Here is a 19,935-nt window from a genome sequence, read left to right as displayed (position 1 = left end):
GGTGTGAAGCGGGGGAAAAGCTGGAGATAACTTCAAAGGCTTACCTATCGCTATTACCTACCGACCTTGCCACTTATGGGGAAGAAGCGAAAAATCTCCTGCAGGATTTGCAGAGCCGGAATGAAAGGATGTTCCTTGTGACGGTTCTGGTGGAGAATATCGCCCCGAAGCGCAAAAAGCTGTTTACGGATATTTTTTCCGCTTCCGGTGTGGCGCAGAAATACAACTGTGCCCTGAAACGCCTGGACTTCCAGCAGGAGCAGGGCCTTATGTCCTCTCTATGCCTGGGGCAGAACCAGATCGAGATCGAGCGGGGTCTTACCACCAGCAGCACGGCCATTTTCGTGCCGTTTACCACCTGCGAGCTGTTTCAGGAGGGCGAGGCTTTGTATTACGGTCTCAATGCCCTTAGCAACAACCTGATTATGGCGAACCGCAAGAACCTGAAAAACCCCAACGGCCTGTTCCTGGGTACGCCCGGCAGTGGCAAATCTTTCTCTGCCAAGCGTGAGATCGTCAATGTGTTCCTTCTGACGGAGGACGACATTATCATAGCAGACCCGGAAAATGAGTACGGGCCTTTGGTAAAGCAGTTTGGAGCTCAGGGGCAGGTCATTGACATTTCCCCTAACTCCACTAACTACATCAATCCGATGGATATAAACCTGGACTATTCGGATGATGAAAACCCGATCACCCTGAAAAGTGATTTTATCCTGTCTCTGTGTGACCTTATCATCGGCGGCAAGGAGGGGCTTTCCCCTATTGAAAAGACGATCATTGACCGCTGCACAAGGCTTGTGTACCGGGACTATTTGCAGGACCCGCGCCCGGAAAACATGCCAATCCTGGGGGATTTGTACGACCTCCTTCGCAAACAGAGCGAACCGGAGGCGCAGAATATCGCCACGGCGCTGGAAATCTACGTCAATGGTTCCTTGAATGTGTTTAACCACCGTTCCAATATCCAGATGGATCACCACCGGGTACTGTGCTTCCAGTTGAAGTCATTGGGAAAGGCCCTGAAAGAGATCGGCCTTCTTATCATGCAGGACGCGGTCTGGAACCGTGTTACGGCCAACCGCTCCAAGCATAAGACGACCTGGTTCTATATCGACGAATTCCACCTCCTGCTGAAAGGACAGACCGGAAGTTTCAGTGTAGAGATATGGAAACGGTTCAGAAAATGGGGCGGGATTCCCAGCGGTTTAACGCAGAATGTGAAGGACCTGCTGGCTTCCAGGGAGATCGAGAACATCTTTGAGAACTCGGATTTTATCTACATGCTCAACCAGGCCCAGGGAGACCGGCAGATTTTGGCGAAGCAGTTAGGCATTTCGCCCCACCAGCTTTCCTATGTGACCCATTCCGGCCCCGGCGAGGGTCTTTTGTTTTTCGGCAATGTGATTATTCCTTTCGTCGATCACTTCCCGAAGGACACCCTTCTGTATTCGGTCCTTACCACAAGGCCGGATGAAGTGGCAGGCGCATGAGCGCCGGCAGACCAGCAACGATAATTCAGACTGGAGGTGATGGATATGTCCCGTGATAAAGAGTTCAGACGGCCCAAAGACGCGGTGCGGCAGCCGGCGGGAAAAACAGAAACCGACGTCCGGACCGGCGAGATGCGCGGGCAGGATTTTGATCTGCGCCGGGCCCGTGACGCTCCTGTGCAGGAAGATAACCGCCATAGAGGGTGGAACCTGTATCAAGGGGCTTCGGAGGACGGCGCAGTTCCAGCAACGGATTCCAATACGTATGCTGCTGCTTCCCGGCAGCCAGTGGATGAAATGGCGGCTTATGAATCTGCGGACTATGGAACACATGCGGAGGCTTTTTCCCGGCAGTCGTCCGGGGATTCTGACAGCTTCATTCAGGACAGCCGCAGCGTTCCGCAGCAAAACGGGCCGGATTTTTCCGGGCGTGACAGCTTCCGCGAAAGCAGGCAGCAGGATTCCAGGCACAGTGATTCCGGCAGGCTCCAGCGCCGGGATGCAGACTTTTCCCGGCGCGGCGGCCAGGAGTTGCCCGGTTCCGGCAGTTCGGAGGCTTCCGCTGCTTCGGAGGCCGGCAGCACAAATGCCGGGGAAACATCGGGCAGACGCCGGATGCACCAGCATGGCAACAAGTACCAGCAGCGTTTCCAGGAGGCGGCAAAAGCCGAGGAACCCCAGGAGAAACAGCCGGGTTCAGCCGAGGGAGAACCGAAACGGCCTTCCAAGCTGGAATTTACCGCTGACGAGCTGCCACCGGAGGCGGCGGATAAAAAGCTGACCCAGGCGAGGCGCAGGGCCGAGCGTGTGGAAAAGAAGCTGGAGGACGCCGAGGCGCGTCTGCCTTCCCGGAAAAAACTGCGGATGGAGACGGCTTCCGACCCGGAGACCGGCAAAGCAAAAAAACGGCTGAAATTTGAGCAGGAAGTAAAATCCCAGCGGGCGCATGTAAAGGGCTCCCTTCCCATGCGCCCGGTAAAGGCGGCAGCGAATACGGCTGTCGGCTACGCCCATAAGAAAATCTACCAGGCGGAGGAAGAAAATGTCGGCGTGAAAGCCGCCCACCGCACCGAGCTTGTGGGTGAGGCCTGGGCGCGCACCCTGTACCACCGCCATAAAACAGCGCCATACCGCCGGGTGACAAAGTTACAGCAGAAATCAGCGAGGGCTAACGCGAAGCTTGCCTACCGGCAGACCCTTTCGGAACACCCGGAGCTAAAGAAAAATTTCCTTGCCCGGATGTGGCAGAAGCAAAAGCTGAAACGGCAGTATGCCAAAGCCGCAAGGGAGGCACAGAAAACCGGAAAGCGGGCAAAGAACGCAGCCGTTACAACGGAAAAGATCGCTGCTTCGGTGGTAAACACCGTCAAGCGTCACCCGGTTATCTGCAGCATTCTCGTCCTTCTGCTTTTGGTGGTATTTCTCATTTCTTCGCTGTTTTCCTCGTTTTCCAATATCGGGACCGGGGGCCTGGGAAGTATCGCCGCCTCTACCTATCTGGCGGAGGACCAGGACATCAACAACGCGGAGCTTATCTATACCGAGTGGGAAACAGACCTGCAAATGGAAATAGACCGTGTGGAGACAGACCGGCCCGGTTATGACGAGTACCGCTATAACATCGGCGCAATCGAGCATGACCCCTATATCCTGATGGGCTATCTCACTTCTGCCTATCAGAATTTCACCTATGAGCAGATCGAGGGCGTCCTGCGGCAGCTTTTTAATGAGCAGTATTCCCTTACCTTTACGGAGGAAACGGAAATCCGCTACCGGACAGAGACCCATGTTGACCCGGAGACCGGCGAGGAAACCGAGGAAGAAGTACCGTATGAGTGGCACATTCTGAATGTAAAGCTCACGGCCACGCCTCTTGCAAACCTGGTGGTGCAGCGCATGAGCACCGAGCAGAAAGAAATCTGTGAGATTCTATTGCAGACCAAGGGCAACCGGCAGTATGTGAAAAATGTCTTTGGGATAAACTGGCTGCCCTATGTCACCAGCTACTACGGCTACCGGGTACACCCCATCAGCGGGGAAAAGAACTACCATACCGGCGTTGACATCGGCATGGCCCAGGGCACGGAAATCTTAGCCGGCCATGACGGTACGGTTACGCTGGCAGGAAACGCGGGCGGCTACGGCCTGTGTGTCGCCATTGAAGGCGAGGCTTACGAGGGGCATACCCTTACCACGAAATACGGCCACTGTTCACAGCTTCTTGTGTCCGTGGGCCAGGAAGTAAAGGCCGGGGATGTAATCGCGAAGGTCGGCAGCACCGGCAATTCCACCGGGCCGCACCTGCACCTGGAGGTATTGGTGGACGGGCAGTATTTGAATCCGCTGTATTTTGCAGATACCGGTGACACCGGCAGTACCGGGCTGCCAGCCATTGGCGCAGGCGGAGGCGGCAGCTACTTTGATTACGATATTCCGCCGGAGGCCCTTGCGGATGAACAGTTCGCGGCCATGATCGCGGAGGCGGAGAAATACTTAGGCTATCCGTATGTGTGGGGCGGCGCAAGCCCTTCCACTTCCTTTGACTGTTCAGGCTTCGTTTCCTGGGTAGTCAACCATACCGGCTGGAACTTCGGGCGGCTTACCGCGGACGGGCTTTTAGGCGTGTGTACGCCTGTATCGAGTGCGGACGCAAGACCCGGCGACCTGATTTTCTTCCAGGGGACCTATAACACCAGCGGCGCAAGCCATGTGGGAATCTATGTGGGTAACGGAATGATGATCCACTGCGGGGACCCGATCTCTTACGCAAATATCAATACAAGTTACTGGCAGCAGCATTTTTACACCTTTGCGCGGCTGCCTTAACAGAATGGAGGTAACAACTTGAACCCTAAAATTGAAAAACTGGCAAAAGACATTGAAAAGACCAAGGCGAAGATCGCGGAGCAGCAGGCCAGGCTCCAGGATTTGGAGAAACAGAAAACGGAGCTGGAGAACACCGACTTTGTGGCGGTGGCCCGCAGCTACCACCTGACGCCCCAGGAACTGGCCGAATTCTTAAAAACGCGGCAGATGGCGTCCGCACAGGAGTCTTCGCCGCAGGAACAGGAGGAAGTGCATGAGGACTAAACGAATCTCTCTCCTTGTGGCGCTTGTCTTTCTCATAGGCGCCATGACCTTGCCCATGACGGCTTTTGCCGCCGGGGGCAAGGACACCACGCCGCCCACGCTTACGGCGGTGCTGGATGGGGAAACCGTAAAGATCGTAAGCAGCGACGACAATTCCGGCGTGGAGGCGGTCTATATCGACAAGACCCGTGTAAATTCCCTTGTGGACGGGAAAGCCTCTGTCGCGCTGAAGGATTATGCCGGCACAGATAAAAAAGTGAGCGTCTACGCGGTGGATTATGCCGGCAACCGTTCTGATGCCGTGCAATTTGACAACCCCTATTACAAGGAACCGGTGTCCACGGAAAAGCCGGCTGCCCCCACGCAGCCGAGCCAGAGCAGCACCCCGGCAACAAAACCGGTACAGACCCAGGCAGCTTCTTCCGGCAGCACGGGCACCCAAAGCAGCAGTTCCAATACGGGAACGGATTCGGGCGGCACAAGCTCCCAGGACGGCAGCTCCGGCAGTACAGGAAATTCCGGCACACCGGAGCCCACCACTTCCTCCGTCCCGGAGGGCGCTTTCACCCCGGAGGGGACCGGGACCGTGCTGGACAGCGCCACCGGCGAGGATGGGGATAAACAGTTTTACACCATTACCACCGAGGCCGGGAATGTGTTCTACCTTATCATTGACGGCAAGCGTGACGACAACAACGTTTACTTTCTGAATGGCGTCACCGAGGCGGACCTGATGGCCCTTGCGGAAAAGAATGATGGCAGCGTGAGCGTGATCCCCGCTGCGGATGTCTGCACCTGTAAGGAGAAATGCGAGGCCGGAAAAGTCAATACCGGCTGCCCGGTCTGCAAAAATGACTTAAACGGCTGCATCGGAAAGGAAAAGCCGGCAGAGCCGGAGGAACCGGCTGAATCGGAACAGCCAAAGAAAGATACCGGCAGCGTCGGCACGATCATCTTTATCATCGTCGCCCTGCTTGCAGTCGGAGGCGTCGGCTATTATGTGAAGATCGTGCGCCCGAAACAGCAGGCGGCGGACGAGGACGAATTTGACGAGGACGACGGCTACGGGGAGGGCTTTGACCCGGACGAGGCTTACGGCGAACCGGAATATCTCTCCGAGGATGACTTTGAGGATAGCACCCATGAGGACGGCGAGTAATGCGCCGTCCTTACCTATTTTATGAAAGTGAGGTCTTTCTATCGTGAATATGAAAACGAATACACACCGCCGCGGTCTGCACAGGATCGTGGCATTTTTACTCTGCGCGGTATGCGTCTTTAGCCTGCTTCCCGCCCAGGCGTTTGCGGCAGGCGTGGGCCAGAAAGCAAGCTCCTGGCTGGGCGACCAGTATGTAGGGTCTGACGGGCAGCATTATTATTCCCCGGTGCCTACCAATTTCCTTGCTTACAATTCAGACGGAACCACGGATAAACGTTCCGGCTCCGGCGGCAGCGCCTACCGGCACTACATGCTGACAGATTCGGACGGCGTGACCCATTCGGTCTACTGCGTGGAGAGCGGGATTCCCTACAACACTTCCGAAAATACCTATACTTCGGAGAACGGGACCAACAGCGATTACCTGAATATGCTCCCGTCCGCTGCCAGGCGCGGCATTACCCTGACTGCGATCTATGGCTGGAAACCCGGCGCCTCCCTTCCTGTTTCCGGAATCAATGAGGACGATTATAAAATGGCGACGCAGATCATCCTCTGGGAATACCAGCAGCAGCTTCGCAGCGACCCCTACAGCCGGCACAGCAACGGCCACGCTTCGGCGGACCAGTATTACAGCGTGGTTGCCGGGCGTCCTGCGGAAAAGGCATACAACTGGATTCTGGAACAGGTGGCGTCCCACTCCACCGTCCCTTCCTTTACCGCGGCGAATAAGGGGGATGCCCCTGTTCTGGAACTGAAATGGGACACCAGCAGAAAGGTCTATACCCTGACTGTTACCGACACCAACAACCTGAATATCGACCTGCAAATGCTTTCCGGCAGCGGCGTGACCGTGAGCAGGAACGGCAACCAGTACACCTTCACCAGCAAAAACATGATTATGGAGCCGGTGAGCTTTGAGTTCAGAAAAGACATTCCGGTTGCCAACGACATGCTGATCTGGGGCCGCCCTGGTTATCAGACCATGATGACCGGCGCCAGCGACCCGGTTTCCTTCTTTATGAACATCAAAACGGAGACCTACGGCACCGCGAAGATCGTCAAGACCAGTGAGGACGGCATTGTGTCCGGCATTTCCTTCCGCATTTCCGGCACGGATATTTTGGGAAATGAAGTCAATGAGACTGTTACTACCGGGGATAACGGCCAGGTGGAAAAGAAATTCCTGCCCGGCACTTACCTGGTGACGGAAATCCCGGTTGACCGCTATGTGACCCCTTCCGCACAGTACATCACTATTGAGAGCGGCCAGACTGCTTCCGTCCATTTCAGCAATATTTTGAAGAAATTCCGCGTGCATGTGGTAAAGAGCGACGCGGACACCGGGACCGCCCAGGGCGACGCCACCCTTGCCGGGGCGACCTATGGGATTTATAACAATGGCGAGCTGGTAGATACCTATACCACCGGGCCGGACGGCAGCTTTATGACCCGTTACTATGTCTGCGGCGATAGCTGGACGGTACGGGAAATCGAGCCCAGCACCGGTTATCTTCTGAATGATACGGTCTATGAGGTGGGCGCTTCCCCGGCGCTGTACGAGGTGGAGCTGAACACTACGGAGAACCAGGTCACGGAAACCGTGATCTATGGCAATATCCAGCTTGTCAAGCATACGGACGACCCGGACCCGGATGTGTCCGAAGATGAAAATACGGAAGAACCGAATGAGGGTGTGATCGAGCACCCGGAGGCCGGCGCCGTCTTTGAAATCTACTTGAAGGCGGCGGGTAGCTATGATGCGGCGAAGGAAAGCGAGCGCGACCTGCTCACCACGGACAGCGACGGCTTTACTTCCTCCAAAATGCTGCCTTACGGCCATTATACGGTCCACCAGACAGCCGGTGAGGAAGGCAAGGCGTTCATTCCTGATTTTACCGTCTTTATTTCCGCAGACGGCCAGACCTACAGCTATATTCTGAATAACCGCACCATTACCGCAAGGCTCAAGGTGGAGAAATGCGACGCCGAGACCGGGAGCATTATCCCGATGACCGGCACGGGCTTCCAGATCAAGGACCTTTCCACCGGGGAATTTGTCACCCAGGAAATCTTCTACCCAAACCCGGAGACCCTTGATACCTTCTATGTTTCGGACGAAGGCTGGCTCATGCTGCCGGAACCTCTGCATACCGGGGATTATGAGCTTTATGAGGTGGCGGCTCCTTACGGTTATGTCCTTTCCAGTGAGCCCGTACCGTTCACCATTGACGGCAGCGAGGCGGTTGTGACCGTCACACAGTACAACATGCCCCAGAAGGGCCAGCTCACCATCACAAAGACCGGCGAGGTGTTCGCTTCCGTCCAGGAAAACGACGGCCTGTATCAGCCGGTATATGAAGTGGCCGGGCTTCCCGGCGCAGTTTATGATGTGATCGCTGACGAGGATATTTACACCGGCGACGGGACCCTCCGAGTAGCAAAGGACACAGTTGTAGAGACCCTTACCACCGGGGAAGATGGAACCGCCACAAGCGTACTTCTGTACCTGGGCCGCTACCGTCTGGAAGAACGGCAGGCGCCGGCTGGCATGGTCGTAAATGCTGTCCCGGAATATGCGGAGCTGACCTACGCGGGCGAGACCGTGGAGGTCACGCAGACCGCAGTAGGGTTGTATGACGAGCGCCAGAAAGTGGATGTTGCCCTGTTCAAAGCTCTGGAAACAGACGAGCTTTTCGGGCTTGGCATGAATGAGGAATACAAGGACATTTCCTTTGGTCTGTATGCTTCCGCTGACTTGACGGCGGCGGATGGCAGCGTGATCCCGGCAGGCGGGCTTCTGGAAGTGGTCTCCGTTTCCGCAAATGAGGCGGGCGGCTATGACGCTTGCTTTGATTCCGACCTTCCGTTTGGCAGCTATTATGTGCAGGAGCGCACCACCAACAGCGCCTATGTGCTTTCCGATACCAAATACCCGGTAGTTTTTGAATATGCGGGTCAGGAGGCTGCTCTTGTCTCTATCCTGATAAATGAGGGCGAGGCTGTTCCCAATGACCTGCTCCGCGGACGCATTGACGGTGTGAAATATGGCGAGAGCACGGAGGTTGGCGAAGATGTGAAGCTGGCCGGCGCGGTGATGGGCCTGTTTAAGCCTGACACCGAAGAATTTACCGAGGAAAACGCGCTGCTTACCGTAACCACCGGTGAGGATGGCAGCTTTGCCTTTGAGAATATCCCTTACGGTCACTGGATTGTAAAGGAAATTTCCGCTCCCGCGCTCTATACGGTGAGCCCGGAGGAACACCACATTTATATCGGTGCGGACGGCCAGACAATCGAATTCCGCGTGGATAATACCCTGATCCGCGGACGGGTGCAGCTCCATAAGACCGAGGCGGTGGATGAACCTTCCTCTGTGGAGAGCGATAAGGAGAATACTTTCCTGCGCTTCCTCTCCGGCGCGGTGTTTGAACTGTATGAGGACGCCAACGGCAACAAGGAGCTGGATGCCGAAGATACGCTGGTCGGCGCCCTGAAAGAGACAGACGGCGGATTCCACATGGCGGAGGATCTTCTGGCTAAGGGCTATTTCGTAAAAGAAAAGAAAGCGCCGGAGGGCTACCAGCCTGACGAAAAGGCTTATTACTTTGCGATCACCGAGGACGGCCAGACCGTTGTGATCGAAAACGGCGAGGCAGGCCGGGGATTTACCAATGAGGCATACCGCGGCAACCTGAAAATCACCAAAGATTCCAGTGACGGACGCAAGGACGGATTTGCCATTGAGGTCAAGAGCGCAGACGGTTCTTACTGTGAGACCTTCACCACACCGAAATCCGGCGTGATCGAGGTCAAGGGGCTGCGCGTCGGCATTTATACCGTAACCGAGCTTTCCAACCGTGCAAGCAAGGATTATATCATTCCTGACGCGGCCACGGTGGAGATCAAGGCGGACCAGACCGCAACGGTCCAGTTCTTTAATGAGAAACCAGAAAAACCGGAAACTCCTGATAATCCGAAAACACCGTCCAAGCCTTCCACACCGTCTAATCCTGATAAGGCAGTACCGCAGACCGGTGATGACAATTTCATTTTCCTGTACGGCGGCCTTCTGGCGCTGGCTCTGATCGGCGGTGGGATGTTTGCTGCCCTCTATTTCAAGAAGGGGAAATACAGCAGACAGACCCCTAAGACAAAGGCTGCGGGCATTGCGGCCCTCTCCCTCTGCGCGGCACTGGCGTTAGGCAGCGGCTTCCTGATGGTCCGTGACCTCTGCCAGTACAGTGAAAGCGCCGGGGCTTATGATGACCTCGCAGGACTGGTGGAGCTGCCGGAGCGGACCGAAACACCGGAGGATATGGAGACCGGGACCGCACCCATTGAAACGGAACCTGCTGGGTCAGCCCCTTCCGTGGTTCTTCCTATGGTGGATTTTGAATCTTTGCGGGAAAGCGGGCCGGACATCATCGGGTGGCTTACCCTTCCCGATACGGTGATCAACTACCCGGTAACGCAGGCGGATGACAACGAGTATTACCTGCACCACCTGTATGACGGCACCTACAATAAGGTGGGATGCCTGTTCGCGGATTATGAGAACAAGGCGGATTTTTCTGACCGGAACACCATTATTTACGGACATAACATGCGGGACGGCTCCATGTTCGCCGCCCTGAATGAGTATGACGAACAGAGCTACTTTGATACCCATAAGCAGATGTACCTTGTGACCCCGGAGGGCGGTTATCTCTGTGAGGTTTTCGCGGCGTTTGTGGCAAAGCCTTCCGAATCCGGCAGCGATACCTCTCCCTGGCGTCTTAGCTGGAAGGATGACGGCGCTTATACGACCTGGCTTACCGCTATGGCGGAGCGTTCTGTTGTGGAAACGGACGTCACGGTGACAAGCAGCGATAAGGTGCTGACCCTTTCCACCTGCACGCCCGGAGGCGCGAGCCGCTTCATCGTCATGGCAAAGCTGGTGGAAGTAAACAACGAAGCAGACTGAAAACCGGTGCGGGGGCATGTGCTCCCGCACCAGTCATTTACAAGGAGGATTTTTTCTATGGTGAATACCATTGTTTCAATACCCGGCTATGTGCATTTGTACCGCTCCCTTCTTAGGTTTTACGACATGCCGGAAAATGAGATCAGGGAAATGCTGTACCTGCTGAACACGGCCAACCTGGACTGCTACGAGTATTACCACCCCGAGCGGGAACTGGCCCTGAGCGGCCCGGTAGCTTTCTGCCACTGGCTGGAGACGATGGACTGCCGGCCCTACCGCACGGAGGTACAGCTTTACAAGTCGCTACTGTTCCTACAGCGCAGCGTGGACCGTGACCTGATCGTGACTTCCCAGCGGGAGGCATTGCAGACGCTTAAATGTATTATCTCCAATATCGAATACCGCTTTTACAAGGCTTATGAAATGGAGATCGAGGACAAGCGGACCGTGTACGGGGAATGTACCTACCGGCTGGTCCCCAGGGAGGACGAGCCGAGCGTGTGCCTGATGCACGACTGGATTTATCTGCCAAGCGCGTAAACTGTCACGGATTCTATACAGGATTCGGGACAAAACCATTTTCAAAGGAGGGATGCCTTATCACGCAGAAAGAGGTCAATGCCGTTTTTGACGGTCAGGTGGCTCTATGCAGGGAAATCCTGCAAAAGAAAACAAAGGAATACACAGGGGGCGATACGGACCGGCTGGGGGCTTTCAAGGCTGCCGCTGCTTTACAGCACACGACACCGGAGCGTGCCCTTGCCGGGATGCTGGCAAAGCATATCGTTTCCCTGTATGACATGTGCTTTGCCGACGGCATGAGCTTTGACGCCGGCACATGGGACGAGAAGATCACAGACAGTCTTAACTATCTGTTTTTACTGAAAGCGATTGTAAAGGAGGGACAGACCAATCAACAGAATTGAAGTAAAGGTTTTGAACTGCCAGGCGGTGGCGGAGGCCGAGAAAAACATGGTGTTTGCGGCCAGGCTTACCCAGCGCGGGCATAAGATCAATACAATGGAGGATCTGACGGCGCTTTATGAAAAGTCGTTCAGCAATGATACCGTAACGGCGATCAGCAAGCTCCCGCACCCCACGATCCAGAAATTCGCGGTTATCACCGTTGCCATTGTAGGCGCAAGCAGGCGTTTCCTTGCGCAGATCACCAGGCACCAGAACGAGGTAAAGTTTATGAGTGCGTCCTTACAGTACAGCAACTATGCGGGACAGGCGGATTTTGCTGTACCCTATGAGATTTTGACTGCGCCGAAGGCAATTCAGGAAATGTATCTGGAAAGCTGTAAATCCGATATGGATTGTTACGAAGAACTGTGCGCGGCAGGGATCGGGCACGACGCGGCGGGCTATGTCACGCCCCAGGGCCTTAGGAATGTGCTGATTATCAGCGCAACACCTTACCAGTGGAAACATATCATCGGCCAGCGGGTATGCCGGCGCAATACGGACGAGACCCGGATCGTGCTCCTGAAAATCTGGCAGGAGCTTTTTTCATTGAGCCAGGTACTCTTTGCTCCCGATCTTACCGGCCCTTTCTGCCAGAGAGATCAATGTCTGGAGGGGAAAATGAGCTGCAAAAGAAAGATCGCGGGCAGCATGACGCCCGGCGGGATTTTGGCGGCGGATTACCCGCTGCTTATGGAAGGCGGCGCCCATGAAGATTAAGCTGATCGATTTTGGCGTGCCGGAGGATCAGAGACCCTACCGGCCACATGGGAACGATGCCGGCGCGGATGTGTATATGCCCTATGACTGCACCCTACAGCCCGGCGAGATTACGAAAATTCCCCTGGGATTTGGGATCGAGGTGCCGGATGGGTTTGCCGGATATGTGTTCCCCCGCAGCAGCATGGCTGTCAAAGGGCTGGTCTGCGAGCTGCCGCCTGTAGATTCCGGCTACCGTGGGGAAATCCATGCAATTCTTAGCAATGTGAGCAGCCAGACGCGGCACATTCCCAAAGGTTCAAGGATCGGCCAGCTCGTCATTACGCCGGTGGTGATCGCGGATTTTGTGACAGAGCTTGGGGAGCAGCGGGGCACCGGCGCCTTTGGCAGTACAGGGAAATGATAAAGAGTGCAGCAGGAAAATGAGCCGCCAGACAAAAGGCGGCTCATTTTAGGACAAAACAGGGATTATCGCCGGTATAGGGATGGGACATTATCAGGACATTACCGGATACAATATTAAGAAAAGCGGCCAACTGCTGGCCGCTCTACCGTTTGCTATTGAGTTCTTTCATAATGCCGAGAATATATTCCATTGATTTTGAGTCCAGTTTTTTGGCCTCAGTCATAAATTCCTGTAGTGTCTGCGGGCAGGCATTTCCTTCATCAAAGAATTCCTGGGGTGTTACGCCGAGATATTCGCAGATGTAGAAAAAGGACTGCATGGCGGGAAGTGACTTCTTATTCTCAATGTTATTGATGTAATTGTTCGCCTGACCCAGCGACAAAGACATGTCACGGGCAGATACTCCCTTTAGCGCCCTTAGCTTTGCCAGCCGTTCCGGGACAAAATCTTCATACATCATAGTCACCTCCTTCTGCATAATAGATTGTACCTTACAGGAGGTAAATATTCGGTAGATGAAAAAGGGTATTTGCGTTGACTTGCTAAAATAAACCTACTACACTATAGCAAGGCGGTAGTTTTAATCTATTATCGGAGGTGCCAGATGAAAAAGAAAACATGCTGTGTCACGGGACACAGGGATTTACCGCAGAATCAGATCAACTATGTAAAGGCTGCCCTGCTGCGTGAAATTGAAAAATCGGTTGCGGACGGCTTTACCTGCTTCATGAGTGGGGTCGCGGAGGGCGTGGATCAGTATTTTGTGGAAATAGTTATGGAAAAGCAGAAAGATGATCCTTCATTGGAATTGATTGCCGTAATCCCATATCAGAAACGGCTGGACAGTCTCAGGGCAAAGAGGCGGACCTATGAAATGCTGGAGGCTTGCCGTGATGTGGTTGTGATACAGGAGGAATACCAGCCCAGCGTCTATTCCCACCGCAACCGCTATATGGTGGAACACTCTGACCGGGTAATCGCGGTGTATGACGGGCGGGAAAAAGGCGGAACCGTAAGGACGATCCGCTTCGCACATCAAATGAAAAAAGAACTGCGGGAAATACCCGTGGGAGAAATCTATTTCCCGAAAAAGTAAAACAGAATAAGACAACTTGGCACAGCGCTCACTTGGACAGTGGGCGTTTTCTTTTGCCCGAAAGGAGGCATTTTTATGTGGAGTATCATAACACACCTTATCGCATTTACAGCCGGTACGGTAGCCGGCGTTGTGCTGCTCTGTCTGATGCAGGCAGGAAAAATGGCGGATGAAGGTTACGAAAATATGGAACGGAGGAATAATAGATGAATACTGAAATTGCGGAATATATCAAAAACCATATCCGGGAGTATTTACCGCCGGAGTATCAGGAGGCTCATATCACTCTGGAAGAAGTGACAAAAGGAAATGACCGGAGGCTTACCGGCCTTATGATCCGAAACGACGGAGAAATTACTGTCCCGACAATCTATTTGGAACCCTATGCCAAGCAGCTTGCGCAGGGGCGGCCAATGGATGAAATCATACGGGAAATCGTACAGATCAGGACGGAACAAGATACCAGGGTTCCCTTTGAAGTATCGGACTTAATGGATTACAGACAAGTAAAGCCCATGCTTGCTATCCGTCTATGCGATCCTGAACAAAACCGGGAGTATTTGAAAGATAAACCGTTTACCCCGTGCGGAGAGTTGGCTGCGGTCTACCGGATTCAGGTCATGGAGAGCAAAGAGGGTGTTGCCTCTGCTGTTGTTACAGATCGTATGATGGAATTGTGGGGTGTTACTAAAGAGCAGCTTCATCAGGATGCAGTTGCGGCAGAAACAGAAAGAAGCCCGGTCTGTTTTTACAGTATGGAAGATATGATGGACGAAATCATGTTCTCGTCAAAACCTGAAAATCTGTTTGAGTGCACAGAACCGTTGGATGCAGCTACTATGCCAATGTATGTTCTGACAAATGCCAGCAAAGTAAACGGTTCCGGGATTCTTGCGCGGGACGGGGTTCTGGATAAAATCGGTGAGCTGCTTGGAAAGAATTTCTATGTTCTCCCCTCGTCTATACATGAGGTGCTGATCGTACCGGATAATGGCGATATGCAGGCAAAGGAACTGGAAAGCATGGTTAAGGAAGTTAATGCGACCCAGGTGGCTCCGGCTGACCTTCTTTCCGATAAGGTACAGTATTATGACCGGGCGGCAAAAACTCTTGGCCGGAAACAGGAAAAGGGGCTCCTGGAACGGCTGGCAGAAAATAAGGCGCAGGTAAAAGAACAGGCAGAAAAAGCACCAAAGGAAAAAACAGCGGCAAAACAGGAACCGAGTTTATAAGGGCAGCTATGCGGCTGCCTTTTCTATATTCAAAGAAATGGAGGATGACAAGTGAAATTAGTGATTGCAGAAAAGCCCTCTGTCGCTATGGCTTTGGCGGCGGTATTGGGCGCAGATGAGAAAAAGGACGGCTATCTGGAAGGCGGCGGCTACCTGGTGAGCTGGTGCGTCGGCCACCTTCTGGAGCTGGCACAGCCTGAAGCCTACGGGGAACAGTATGCCAGATGGCGCTATGGCGATCTGCCGATCCTGCCGGACGAATGGAAATATGAGGTGCCGAAGGACAAGAAGAAACAGCTTGACCTCCTGTGCCGGCTGATGAAGGACAAACGGGTGGATTCCGTGGTGTGCGCCACTGACGCCGGACGCGAGGGTGAGCTGATCTTCCGTCTGGTCTATGAGTATGCCGGGTGCAGGAAACCGATGGAACGCCTCTGGATTTCCAGTATGGAGGACGCGGCGATCCGGGACGGTTTTGAACACCTGCGCCCCGGTAAGGATTATGACCGTCTCTATGAGGCCGCGGTTTGCCGGGCCGGTGCGGACTGGCTGGTTGGGATCAATGCGACCAGGCTGTTTTCTGTCTTGTACGGCGTCACCCTGAATGTCGGGCGCGTCATGTCCCCAACGCTGGCGCTTTTGGTGCAGCGTGAGGCAGAGATTCAGGCATTTACCAGCAGGCCCTTCTATGTCCCAGAGATCACTTGCGGCGGTCTTACTGCTTCCGGTGATAAGCTGGCGGAAAAACAGGCAGCAGAGACAATCCGCAGGGAATGTGACGGGCAGACGGCTTCTGTCCTTTCAGTGGAAAAGCAGGTAAAGACCGTACAGCCTCCCCGCCTCTATGATCTGACGACCTTGCAGCGGGAATGTAACCGTATCTACGGCTACACCGCCCAGCAGACCCTTGACTACCTGCAATCCCTCTATGAGAAAAAGCTGGCGACCTATCCCCGTACCGACAGCCAGTATTTGACCGAGGATATGCAGGCAACCGCCGCCTCCCTGATCCTGTGGCTGCGGGACAACATGCCTTTCGGGAAAGGATGCCTGGAAGAACCGGATATTGACCGGGTAACGGATGGCAGTAAAGTCACCGACCACCATGCCATTATTCCCACCGTGGAGATCGCCCGGACGGACCTGTCTGCTCTCCCTTCCGGGGAACGGGATGTTTTGGCGCTGATCGCCATGAGGCTCCTTTGCGCCACCGGCCAGACGCACCGCTTTGAGGCGGTCACGGTGGTACTGGATTGTGCAGGCCATTCCTTCACAGCGAAAGGAAAGACCGTCTTGCAGGCAGGTTGGAAGGAAATTGAACGGCTCTACCGCATGGGGCTGAAACAGGCGGAACTGGAAAAGGAGGACCCCGCAGACGCGGCCTTGCCGGAGCTTACCCAGGGCCAGACCTTTGAACCGGTGGCAGCAGGCGTCCGGGAAGGCAAGACCTCCCCGCCAAAGCACTATACGGAGGATTCCCTGTTGGCAGCTATGGAAACGGCAGGCGCGGCAGACGCACCGGAGGATGCAGAGCGCAAGGGTTTAGGCACCCCGGCTACCCGTGCGGCTACACTGGAAAAGCTGGTAACAACCGGCTTTGTGCAGAGAAAGAAAAAACAGCTCATTCCCACGGAAAAGGGAACCAACCTGATTACGGTCCTGCCGGATAATATTAAATCCCCGCTGCTTACCGCGGAATGGGAATCCAGACTAAAACAGGTGGAGCGCGGCGAGATCAGTGCGGAGGCTTTCATGGAAGGGATCGCCGATATGAACAGGGGGCTTGTCAAAGAACATACCGCACCGGAGGAACGGTTTGCCGGCCTGTTCCCTTACGCAAAAGGAACCCGGCGCGAGGCTGTCGGCACCTGTCCCCGCTGCGGCGGCACTGTGTATGAGGGCAAAAAGGGATTTTTCTGTGAAAAGCGAGACTGCTCCTTTGCCCTCTGGAAAGATAACAAATTCTTTACAGGTAAGAAGAAAACCCTGACAAAAACCGTTGCGGCGGCCCTTCTGAAAGAGGGCCGCGTTTCTATGTCCGGGCTTTACAGTGAAAAAACGGGCCGGACCTATGACGCGGTTGTGGTGCTGGATGATACGGGCGGCAAGTATGTGAATTTCAAGCTGGAATTTCCGGCGAGGAAAGGTGGGCGCAAATGAGCGCCCCACCGGAAAGAGAACTGACACGATCCGAGCGGGCGGCAATCCGAAGGCTGGTGACGAGTTTGTGCGCCAACTATGACTGCCAGGATAAGCTCTGCCTCCCCCTGGACTGTCCCTGCTACATGCTGAATAAATGGTGGACCGGCGCGTTCTGCCGTTATTTCCGGGCGGCGGTGCTGCCTACGGAGCCAAAGCTGGAATCTGCCCTGACCGGTGAAGATACTTCTCTCAGGCAGAAGATATGCCCGGTCTGCGGAAAGGCTTACCTTCCGGTCACAAGCCAGGCGTATTGTTCGGATTTTTGCCGTAGCTTTGCCAGACGGAAATCCGAGCGGGAACGGAAACGGCGCAGGCGGCAAAACAGAGGGTGATGTGTCCGCAACTTAGCCCAATCAGGCCAGTGTTTTCAAGGGTTTTAAGGCCCTGTTTACGGGGCGCCTATATTAGAATACTCCCGGCCTCTGAAATGGGGCTAAGTTGCGGACAAAGGGCGCATTTTAGTGCTCTATTTTTATGACAGTTTGGAGGGATGCTTATAGAAAAAATACCGATTGTGCCGGAGATCATGCGGATCGATACCAGGACGCAGGCCATTGACATGCAGCAGATCGGCAACCGGCGCTTCCTGTTCAATCCAAAGACCGGCGTGCTGGTCCTGGGCCGCCAGTATCAGGAAACAAGTCTTGTAAATGCCAGCCATGCCGTGGAGCTGGCAGATGCGGGAATCACAAAAGATTTTGACGATTTTGTGCGGGGCTGGATCGGGACCGGCAGGAACTATCCCAAAGGGGTGATCCACTTTGCCCCATGTGTAGATTCCGGAAACATTTCTCTTTTTGACCGGGCTTTTGACACGCTGGAAATGTTCAGGGAAAACGGTGCTCTGGCCGGAACGGTGGTACGGGGCTTCGGGAGCCGGTGGGAACAGCCCTTATCTGCGATCCTTACGGATTTACAGAAAGAGGAACAAAAGCCCTCCCTCCGGCAGCAGCTAAGGAAAACGCCGGAGGGCAAAGCTGTCCGGCACAGGAAAGAAAACCAACAACAACGATAGGAGGCGATTTTTTGAGTATCAACCATATTGAAACAGAGGACCTTCGCCGTATGGAGGGAAAAGGCGGCCTGATTTTGCAGGGCTGCGGCGGCGAGCTGCAGGAATGGCTTGACGGGATCAATGAAATGTTCACCGAGGCCGGTATTCTGAAAAACGGCGCGAAGTTCCAGGATATTTTTGCTTTTGAGTATAATGATTCTCCCTGTCTGCTCTATCCCTTTGAGGGTGTGGACCTGGAGATTGGGAAACTTGCCATGTGGCGTTTGCAGACCCATGAGACTTTCGGTGGCACATGGCTCTCTGATTTTGTCCCCAACCGTCTGGGCGGGTTTATCGGGGAACCGGCGCCGGAGCCGGAAAAGCCGGACTGCGCGCTGATCGGGCAGGACGGCAATATTTTTAACCTGGTGGGGATCGCTGAGCGCACTTTGCGGGAGCATGGGCTTACAGACCAGGCAAAGGAAATGAAGGACCGGGTATTTGCTTCCGGCAGCTATGGCGAGGCGCTTTGTATCATCGGCGAGTATGTGAATATCACAGATACGGAGCCGGAACAAAGGCCCTCCCTCCGGCAGCAGCTTAAAGAAACGAAAACAGCGGAACCGTCTGCCCGGCTAAAACCGGAAAAGCAGCAGGAACGATAACAGGAGGTGCCGATGGAAAAAGAAAAGACTTACGGTGTATGGGCGGTGCGCAGCGCCGCTTCAATCTTTGGGCGGGCGGAAAGCTGGTGCAAGGAGGCCGGCAGGCCCCTTGAATTTGCCTCCCAGGAGACAGCCGAGGCTTACGCGAAGGAGTGTAACAGCCGCACGACTGCCAACGTCCACTATTTTGTAAAGGAAAAGGAACCGGAACCGGGTGCTGTCCGAAAGGACGGAACACAGCCGGACAGAGCTGCCCGCGCCCATGAGGAACAGACGCCCCGAAACGCGGCGATGGAAAAACTGAATGAGATTCCCGGCAGGCAGCTTTCCAAAGATCCGGACCCTTTGGTGGAAATCCGTTCCGCGGTACACAGCAATTATGCCGGCATGGTCGCCATGCTTGCGGCAGACAACCGGGTCTATCTGGGCCGCGAGGAACACTATCACTATCAGGACGGGCTTACCTCCTATTACGATAACGGCGACGGCTCCCTATGCTTTGTCACAGACCGGGCGGATATGTATTATTTCCTCTACGGTGAGGGCTGGGCCCATTCTCAGGCGGAAATGCTGGAGCGTGGGCTTACATCGGATCAGTATGCGGAGTTTGCCCGGCTACAAAACGGCGTTCTCCGGCAGTTTGAAGCACAGCGGGAAATCCTGTTCGCCGGGCAGCCCTTCCAGCCGCCTGAAAGCTATCTGCGAAACGCGGAGCTTTACGAGGAAGGACAGACCGGCAATTATAATATGCTGGACGGCAGGCTGAACAACGAGCCCCCGGTGAAGCCGGACCTGACGGACGGCCAGACCCACGAGGAAATCCGGGAGCTTGCCCCGGAGACCTTGCCGGAAGAAAAGCCCTCTGTCCTGGACCGCCTGAAATCCGAGCGCCCGGAGCATGAGGCAAGGCAGATCACACCGCCTGTCCCGGAAAGGGGGCTTTGAG

General features: G+C 54.7%; 18 protein-coding genes. 17 read left to right on the top strand and 1 reads right to left on the bottom strand.

The window, feature by feature from the left end; all coding sequences use genetic code 11:
- From LI241_RS08760 to LI241_RS08720, 9 genes are all read left to right on the top strand, one after another.
- On the top strand, window positions 1-1,493 hold a 1,493-nt coding region (locus tag LI241_RS08760; protein ID WP_227151155.1), incomplete at its 5' end, for a VirB4-like conjugal transfer ATPase, CD1110 family.
- A 45-nt stretch (window positions 1,494-1,538) separates the two neighbouring features.
- Entirely contained in the window at window positions 1,539-4,319 is a 2,781-nt protein-coding gene (locus LI241_RS08755) for a CD1108 family mobile element protein (protein WP_009249969.1), read from the top strand.
- 18 nt (window positions 4,320-4,337) lie between these two features.
- Window positions 4,338-4,583 (top strand): DUF4315 family protein, encoded by a 246-nt coding sequence (locus tag LI241_RS08750; protein ID WP_009249970.1) that lies wholly within the window; start codon window positions 4,338-4,340, stop codon window positions 4,581-4,583.
- Window positions 4,573-5,742 carry a DUF4366 domain-containing protein gene (locus LI241_RS08745; protein WP_009249971.1) on the top strand — a complete coding sequence of 390 codons (1,170 nt, stop codon included), beginning with the start codon at window positions 4,573-4,575 and terminating at the stop codon, window positions 5,740-5,742. Before LI241_RS08750 ends, LI241_RS08745 begins: the two co-directional genes overlap by 11 nt.
- A gap of 49 nt (window positions 5,743-5,791) precedes the next feature.
- Complete coding sequence (srtB, locus tag LI241_RS08740) at window positions 5,792-10,708, top strand: class B sortase (protein WP_044983842.1); 4,917 nt, start codon at window positions 5,792-5,794, stop codon at window positions 10,706-10,708.
- A gap of 57 nt (window positions 10,709-10,765) precedes the next feature.
- On the top strand, window positions 10,766-11,248 hold the full coding sequence (locus LI241_RS08735) for a hypothetical protein (protein WP_009249973.1): 483 nt from the start codon (window positions 10,766-10,768) through the stop codon (window positions 11,246-11,248).
- On the top strand, window positions 11,209-11,634 hold the full coding sequence (locus LI241_RS08730; protein WP_009249974.1) for a hypothetical protein: 426 nt from the start codon (window positions 11,209-11,211) through the stop codon (window positions 11,632-11,634). The genes LI241_RS08735 and LI241_RS08730 overlap by 40 nt, the downstream gene beginning before the upstream one ends.
- A gap of 10 nt (window positions 11,635-11,644) precedes the next feature.
- A complete protein-coding gene (locus LI241_RS08725) occupies window positions 11,645-12,394 on the top strand; it encodes an FAD-dependent thymidylate synthase (protein ID WP_227151154.1) in 750 nt (249 codons plus the stop codon).
- Window positions 12,384-12,797, top strand: coding sequence for a dUTP diphosphatase (locus tag LI241_RS08720; protein WP_009249976.1), 414 nt, complete (start codon window positions 12,384-12,386; stop codon window positions 12,795-12,797). The genes LI241_RS08725 and LI241_RS08720 overlap by 11 nt, the downstream gene beginning before the upstream one ends.
- Before the next feature lie 145 nt (window positions 12,798-12,942).
- Here LI241_RS08720 and LI241_RS08715 read toward each other — a convergent pair whose 3' ends face one another.
- A complete protein-coding gene (locus LI241_RS08715) occupies window positions 12,943-13,257 on the bottom strand; it encodes a helix-turn-helix domain-containing protein (RefSeq protein ID WP_009249977.1) in 315 nt (104 codons plus the stop codon).
- Window positions 13,258-13,347: 90 nt separating this feature from the next.
- Between LI241_RS08715 and LI241_RS08710 the strand changes: the two genes are divergently transcribed.
- From LI241_RS08710 to LI241_RS08675, 8 genes are all read left to right on the top strand, one after another.
- Window positions 13,348-13,896 carry an SLOG family protein gene (locus LI241_RS08710; RefSeq protein ID WP_330621745.1) on the top strand — a complete coding sequence of 183 codons (549 nt, stop codon included), beginning with the start codon at window positions 13,348-13,350 and terminating at the stop codon, window positions 13,894-13,896.
- A 75-nt stretch (window positions 13,897-13,971) separates the two neighbouring features.
- Window positions 13,972-14,106, top strand: a complete 135-nt coding sequence (locus LI241_RS08705; RefSeq protein WP_009249979.1) for a DUF3789 domain-containing protein — start codon at window positions 13,972-13,974, stop codon at window positions 14,104-14,106.
- Entirely contained in the window at window positions 14,103-15,128 is a 1,026-nt protein-coding gene (locus tag LI241_RS08700) for a DUF5688 family protein (protein WP_009249980.1), read from the top strand. Before LI241_RS08705 ends, LI241_RS08700 begins: the two co-directional genes overlap by 4 nt.
- Before the next feature lie 51 nt (window positions 15,129-15,179).
- A complete protein-coding gene (locus LI241_RS08695) occupies window positions 15,180-17,288 on the top strand; it encodes a DNA topoisomerase 3 (protein ID WP_009249981.1) in 2,109 nt (702 codons plus the stop codon).
- Window positions 17,285-17,662 (top strand): cysteine-rich VLP protein, encoded by a 378-nt coding sequence (locus LI241_RS08690; RefSeq protein ID WP_009249982.1) that lies wholly within the window; start codon window positions 17,285-17,287, stop codon window positions 17,660-17,662. The genes LI241_RS08695 and LI241_RS08690 overlap by 4 nt, the downstream gene beginning before the upstream one ends.
- Window positions 17,663-17,820: 158 nt before the next feature.
- Window positions 17,821-18,345: a hypothetical protein gene (locus LI241_RS08685; protein WP_009249983.1), complete on the top strand. Its 525-nt coding sequence runs from the start codon at window positions 17,821-17,823 to the stop codon at window positions 18,343-18,345.
- Between the two features lie 11 nt (window positions 18,346-18,356).
- Window positions 18,357-18,989 (top strand): hypothetical protein, encoded by a 633-nt coding sequence (locus LI241_RS08680; RefSeq protein WP_009249984.1) that lies wholly within the window; start codon window positions 18,357-18,359, stop codon window positions 18,987-18,989.
- A gap of 12 nt (window positions 18,990-19,001) precedes the next feature.
- Window positions 19,002-19,934, top strand: coding sequence for a DUF4316 domain-containing protein (locus LI241_RS08675; RefSeq protein WP_009249985.1), 933 nt, complete (start codon window positions 19,002-19,004; stop codon window positions 19,932-19,934).
- Window position 19,935 lies beyond the last annotated feature (1 nt).

The sequence above is a fragment of the Longicatena sp. 210702-DFI.1.196 genome (assembly GCF_020563125.1).
GTDB classification, from domain to species: domain Bacteria; phylum Bacillota_I; class Bacilli_A; order Erysipelotrichales; family Erysipelotrichaceae; genus Longicatena; species Longicatena caecimuris.
This window is presented reverse-complemented; position numbering and strand designations above follow the sequence as displayed.

What these genes read in the sequence shown, in the direction of transcription:
- srtB (WP_044983842.1), top strand. Translation starts at nt 5,792, where the DNA reads ATGAAAACGAATACACACCGCCGCGGTCTGCACAGGATCGTGGCATTT.
- LI241_RS08745 (WP_009249971.1), top strand. Translation starts at nt 4,573, where the DNA reads ATGAGGACTAAACGAATCTCTCTCCTTGTGGCGCTTGTCTTTCTCATA.
- LI241_RS08715 (WP_009249977.1), bottom strand. Translation starts at nt 13,257, where the DNA reads ATGTATGAAGATTTTGTCCCGGAACGGCTGGCAAAGCTAAGGGCGCTA.
- LI241_RS08675 (WP_009249985.1), top strand. Translation starts at nt 19,002, where the DNA reads ATGGAAAAAGAAAAGACTTACGGTGTATGGGCGGTGCGCAGCGCCGCT.
- LI241_RS08720 (WP_009249976.1), top strand. Translation starts at nt 12,384, where the DNA reads ATGAAGATTAAGCTGATCGATTTTGGCGTGCCGGAGGATCAGAGACCC.
- LI241_RS08705 (WP_009249979.1), top strand. Translation starts at nt 13,972, where the DNA reads ATGTGGAGTATCATAACACACCTTATCGCATTTACAGCCGGTACGGTA.
- LI241_RS08700 (WP_009249980.1), top strand. Translation starts at nt 14,103, where the DNA reads ATGAATACTGAAATTGCGGAATATATCAAAAACCATATCCGGGAGTAT.
- LI241_RS08685 (WP_009249983.1), top strand. Translation starts at nt 17,821, where the DNA reads ATGCTTATAGAAAAAATACCGATTGTGCCGGAGATCATGCGGATCGAT.
- LI241_RS08690 (WP_009249982.1), top strand. Translation starts at nt 17,285, where the DNA reads ATGAGCGCCCCACCGGAAAGAGAACTGACACGATCCGAGCGGGCGGCA.
- LI241_RS08735 (WP_009249973.1), top strand. Translation starts at nt 10,766, where the DNA reads ATGGTGAATACCATTGTTTCAATACCCGGCTATGTGCATTTGTACCGC.
- LI241_RS08755 (WP_009249969.1), top strand. Translation starts at nt 1,539, where the DNA reads ATGTCCCGTGATAAAGAGTTCAGACGGCCCAAAGACGCGGTGCGGCAG.